Raw genomic sequence first — 5242 nt, 5'->3', positions numbered from 1 at the left:
CGCCTCTCCGAGCCACCCCAGAGGTGCGGGGCCACGCTTCTATGTCGCTTAACTTGATCCCAATGAGGCAGCCCTTGTGGCTGTCCCTGATGAGAGGTGAGAAGTTCGTATCTGGGAGTGTGTCTGAGAGATGCCGTTGCTTCTGCTGTGGGGAGCCTCTCCGGAAAGAGCCATGCTCCCGCCCTTGACCTGCCCGGCCTCGGCCTGGACCCTTCGGGAAGGGCCGAGAAAGGCAGGTGCAGGCCGGAAAAGCGGGGTTTCCGTGGAGGGGAGGTCCCCTCCACACCTCCCCCTGTGGAGCTTAACTGAAGGAGCCCCTCAGACACTTTGCTGGTAAATTTCCAAGACACCAGGAAGGGCATGGAAAGGAGTATATCGAGGCCGCTTCCTACGCTCGTAGGCTCTCCATAATGCACTTCCGTCTTCTCGATCTTATTGATCTTCGCATGGTAAAAGGAACAAGCGACCGTGTCATTTGTTTCGGATAAGTTGTAGGAGCGACTCGGTGAGTGCTCCCTCTGGTTTGGCCCTTTGGGTAGCAAAGGGCACTGCCCTTCGCTACCCATGCCAAGATATAGGGGGATACCACCGCTCTCTCGGAGGTTCGATCGTGCCGTTCTTCAGGAGGGGGAGATGGTTCAGCGAAAGGTGAAGGCCGCCGTCATCGGCGTGGGGCTGATCGGCGAGCAGCACGCCGAGGCCTACCACGAGTATCCGCGTTCGGAGCTGGTCTACGTCATGGACCTCGACCCGGAGCGGGCCAGGGTTGTCGGGGAGCGGTTCGGGTGCCGGTTCACCACGGACATCGAGGAGGTCGCCGCCTCGGAGGCGGAGGTGGTGAGCGTGGCCACCCCGGACTTCGCCCACTTCCAGCCGGTCATGCGGATGATCGAGGCGGGGAAGCATGTGGTGGTGGAGAAGCCGCTGGCGACCAGTGCTCGGGAGGCCCGGCAGATGGCGGAGGCGGCCCGCCGGCGGGGCGTCAAGATGACCGTGAACCTGGGGCTGCGCTGGAATCCCGGGCTCCTCACCGTGCGGGACTCCATCCGCTCGGGGGAGATCGGCGACCCCGTCATGGCGCACGTGCGGCTGGCCGATACCATCTGGGTGCCCCGGCAGATGCTCTCCTGGGCGGGGAAGTCCGGCCCGCAATGGTTCCTCTTCGCCCATACGATGGACTTGTTCCGGTGGTTCCTGGGGCAGGAGGCGCAGGAGGTGTATGCCGTCGGGGTGAAGCGAGTGTTGGCGGCCGAGGGGATCGACGCCTTTGATGCCATTCAGGCCGTCGTCCGATTCGAGCAGACCTTCGTCACCTTTGAGACTGCCTGGATCTTGCCCGAGGCCTGGCCGGACATCGTGGAGTTTGAGATGACGGTCTACGGGAGCCAGGGGCGGTTGCACTTTGACGGCAAGCGGCAGGGCTTCGAGCTCTCCTCGGATAAGTTCGGGAAGCACATGTTCACCCGGCCGGCGCTGTGGCAGCGCTTCAAGCTGCCGCCGACGTGGTGGGGCGCGTTGCGCAGCCTGGTGGACTGTGTCCTGGACGGCGGCGAGCCGGCCGTCCCCGTGGAGGATGGCGTGTCCGTGACGGCCATGATCGAGGCGGTGGAGCGATCGATCCGGGAGCGTCGCCCCATCGCCCCCGCGTCCCTCCTGGCGTCGGCGTGAGCGTGCGGGCGCTATCTTGCCCGGATCAATAGGGCCGGGCGTGGGAGCCCGGCCGCTGGGGGGGTGCTAGGCATCTCTGCGTTTTCCCATGCTCTTGAGCCCACTACATCCGCGGTTGCGGTTGCATCGGCAGCGGGGGGTGCTATAATCGCCAGGAGCGCCCGCCTGAAACGCAATGCTATGTGGAGAAACCATCTAGAACTTGAACAATCCAACGGCAGGCTGAGCTCCCATGCTCAGCCCGCAGCGGCATGAGGTCCGCCGCTACTGGCTCCATTGTTTGGAATGTGTTTGAGAAATGCCGCTGCTTCTGCTGTGGGGAGGCCCGGAGGGCTGGTCGTTGAGGGAGATCCTCAGACACCTTTGGGAGCATGTTCCTGCATTCCTGGGGTAGCTCAGGGGGGCGCAGTCCCTCCGAAGAAACTTACTTCAAGGGACGACACGGAGGATCAGGAGGAGACCCGTGGACGAGAAGCTACGAGTGCTGGCCGTGGGGGCCCACCCGGACGATATCGAGATCGCCTGTGGGGGGACATTGGCTCGCTATGCGCTGGCCGGTCATCACGTGATGATGTGCTACGCCACCAACGGCGACAAGGGACATCTGGAGATCCCACCGGCCGAGCTGGCGGTGATCCGTGAGAAGGAGGCCCGGGCGGCCGCGGCCGTCATCGGCGCCGAGGTGTTCTGGATGGGCTTCCCGGATGGGGAGCTGTTCTACGATCGCCAGACCCGTGAGGCGTTCATCGATATGCTGCGCCAGGCACGGCCGGACATCATCTTCACCCACTGGCCGGAGGCGTACCATCCGGATCACGTGGCCGCCGGGCAGCTGGCCTTCAGCGCCAACTACATCGCCACCGTGCCGCACATCCGCACGGCGCATCCGGCCTCCGATCATCCGGCGCGCATCTACTACATGGATGTGGCCCATGACGTGCGCGTGGAGGCGGCCGAGTACGTGGACATCACCGAGGTGTATGAGCTGAAGCGCAAGATGCTGGCCGCCCATGAGAGCCAGCTCGAATGGCTGCGGGAGCACGATGGGGTGGACGTGATGGAGCGCATGGAGGCTCGCGACCGGGCGTTGGGGATCCAGTGCGGCGTGATGTATGCGGAGCGGTTCGTGCCCCGTGGCTTCCGCCCGGCAGCCCGCTTGCTGCCGTGATGGGCGGGGGACATGGATAGCGTCCGCCTGCTGACGATCGTCCTGTTCCTGGTCTACATCGCCGTGGGCGCCACGGCGCCGATGCTCTCCCTCTATCTGGAGTCCCTGGGCGCCAGCTATGCGCGTATCTCCGCCATCCTGACCACGTATGCCGTCGTGCTGCTGGTGGCCAACTACCTGTGGGGGCGGGCGTCGGACCGGATGGGGAGGCGCAAGCCGCTGGTGGTGGGCGGCCTGCTGGGGATGGGGATCTCCTTTGGGCTGCTGGCCATGGCGCCGGGCTATCGCTTCGCGTGGGGGGTGCGTGTCCTGGAGGCGACGGCCATGGCCGCCTACACGACCACCAGCCTGGCCTTTATGGGGGACCTGCTGGCCACCAGCGCCTCCCGTGGCCGTCGGATCGGCTCCTACCGGGGATTCGGCTCGCTCTCCTTCGCCGTGGGCGCGTTCGGCGCCAAGCCGATCATCGACCACCTGGGCATGCGTCAGGTGTACGCGCTGGGGGCGCTGCTGTTCCTGTCGGCGGGCCTGGTGGCGCTCATCATCCGGGAGGCGACCTCCGAGCCGTCCGCCCGGGCGGAACCCGCCGAGGAGGCCCCGGCGGAGGGCGCCCGGCTGCCGATGGCCTTCCTGGCGGGCGTGCTGCTGTGGATGTGCGCCTTCTGGGCGGCCTACTCCATGTGGCCGAACTTCCTGTTTAGCCTGGGGTATCCCAAGTCAACGGCCAACTGGCTGTGGGGGCTTGCGGCCATCTCCGAGGTGCCCTTCATGAACCTGGTCGGGATCCTGTCGGACGGGCTGGGCAGGGCGCCGGTATTGGCGATGGGGGGCGTCGGGCTGGGGCTGGTGTTGCTGGGCTATGTGGCGTTGAGTCGCTGGCTGATCGCGTTGGCCGGCGTGCAGGTCTTTCGGGGCTTCGCGTACTCCGCCTTCACGGCCACGTCCATGGTGTACGCGGCGGAGAGCGGCACGGCGCGCACCCGGGCGGGGTCCGTGGGGATCTACAACGGGGTCATCGGCCTGGGACAGATCCTGGGGCTGGCCATCGGCGGCCAGGTGGTGGAGCGGGCGGGGTTTCAGGCGCTCTTCCTGGTGAGCACCGGCATCTTCGTCCTGAGCGGGCTGACGTTCTGGACATTACGCTGGCGGCCCACGGCGCGGTTGGCGGAGATGCCGCGCCGTTGACGTGCAGGCCGCTGTGTGAGCGGGGTGAGGGCCTGCGTCATTCCGCTGAGAGTGTGTCTGAGAAATGCCGTTGCTTCTGCTATGGGGAGGCCCGGAGGGGCGAAGCCCCTCCGGAAAAAGTCCTTCTTCCGCCCTCGACCTGCCTGGCCTCGGCCCAGATTCCCGCGGAAAGGGCCGAGAAAGGCAGGTGCAGGCCGGAAAAGTGGGGTTTCCGTGGAGGGGAGCTCCCCTCCACACCTCCCCCTGTGGAGCTGATAGCTGAGAGGGCCCCTCAGACATCTTATCGGTTAAATTCTCAGACACGCTCTGAGGGCTCGAAGGGCACGCGATCCGCAGCGGTAGGGGCGAGGCATCCTCCAAAGTATCATCGGCTTGAGCGCTGGCGCATCCTATGCAGAGCGCGTGTACCACAGTGCCAGCGTCGCGGGATGCCTCGCCCCTACTTAGGGTTCGTCCTCCCTCTCCAGCCGCTGAAATACCTCCAGCACCAGCACCAGCAGTTCCCTATCCAGCTCCCGGCCCGCCGCCTGGCAGGCTTCCCAGTAGTTGCGCACCATGATGCCCATCCAGTTCGCGAAGACTGCGGGAAGCGCAAGGAAGAAGGGCTGCAAAGAGCAGACTGCCTCTTCGTAGGCCTGCAGGGCCTCCTGCCGTCGCCCCAGCTCGGAGAGCCGATTGCCCAGGTTATTGAGGCTCCCGGCCAGGTCAGGGAGGAAGGCGTCACGGTTGTGGTCTGCCAGCTTCCGGTAGTGCTTCACGGCCTCCTGGGAGGCCTGCAGGGCCTCCTGCCGTCGCCCCAGCTCGGAGAGCCGAATGCCCAGGTTGTGGAGGCTCCCGGCCAGGTTGGGGAGGAAGGCGTCGGGGTTGCGGTCGGCCAGCTCCCGGTAGTGCTTCACGGCCTCCTGGGTGACCTGCAGGGCCTCCTGCCGCCGCCCCAGCTCGGAGAGGATCATGCCCAGGTTGTTGAGGCTCCCGGCCAGGTTGGGGAGGAAGGCGTCGGGGTTGCGGTCTGCCAGCTTCCGGTAGTGCTTCACGGCCTCCTGGGAGGCCTGCAGGGCCTCCTGCCGCCGCCCCAGCTCGGAGAGTCGAGCGCCCAGGTTGTTGAGGCTCATGGCCAGGTTGGGGAGGAAGGCGTCACGGTTGCGGTCTGCCAGCTTCCGGTAGTGCTTCACGGCCTCCTGGGAGGCCTGCAGGGCCTCCTGCCGCCGCCCCAGCTCGGAG

The 5242-nt window shown here is 66.0% G+C and carries 4 protein-coding genes; 3 read left to right on the top strand and 1 reads right to left on the bottom strand.

The features are described 5' to 3' along the window. Positions 1-633 precede the first annotated feature (633 nt). The 3 genes from GXP39_09480 (at position 634) to GXP39_09470 (ending at position 4021) form a co-directional block, all read left to right on the top strand. A complete protein-coding gene (locus GXP39_09480) occupies positions 634-1668 on the top strand; it encodes a Gfo/Idh/MocA family oxidoreductase (protein ID NOZ28268.1) in 1035 nt (344 codons plus the stop codon). A gap of 463 nt (positions 1669-2131) precedes the next feature. Then, the gene (locus tag GXP39_09475) at positions 2132-2836 is read left to right on the top strand and encodes a PIG-L family deacetylase (protein ID NOZ28267.1); all 705 of its coding nucleotides are present in this window, start codon (positions 2132-2134) and stop codon (positions 2834-2836) included. A 12-nt stretch (positions 2837-2848) separates the two neighbouring features. Further along, entirely contained in the window at positions 2849-4021 is a 1173-nt protein-coding gene (locus GXP39_09470) for an MFS transporter (GenBank protein NOZ28266.1), read from the top strand. Between the two features lie 443 nt (positions 4022-4464). Here the strand turns inward: GXP39_09470 and GXP39_09465 are convergent. Next, on the bottom strand, positions 4465-5242 hold a 778-nt coding region (locus GXP39_09465; GenBank protein ID NOZ28265.1), incomplete at its 5' end, for a tetratricopeptide repeat protein.

It is taken from the genome of Chloroflexota bacterium (assembly GCA_013152435.1).
Taxonomy (GTDB): Bacteria; Chloroflexota; Anaerolineae; order DUEN01; family DUEN01; genus DUEN01.
Note: the sequence above shows the minus strand (reverse complement) of the source record. Positions and strands in the feature narration are given on the sequence as shown.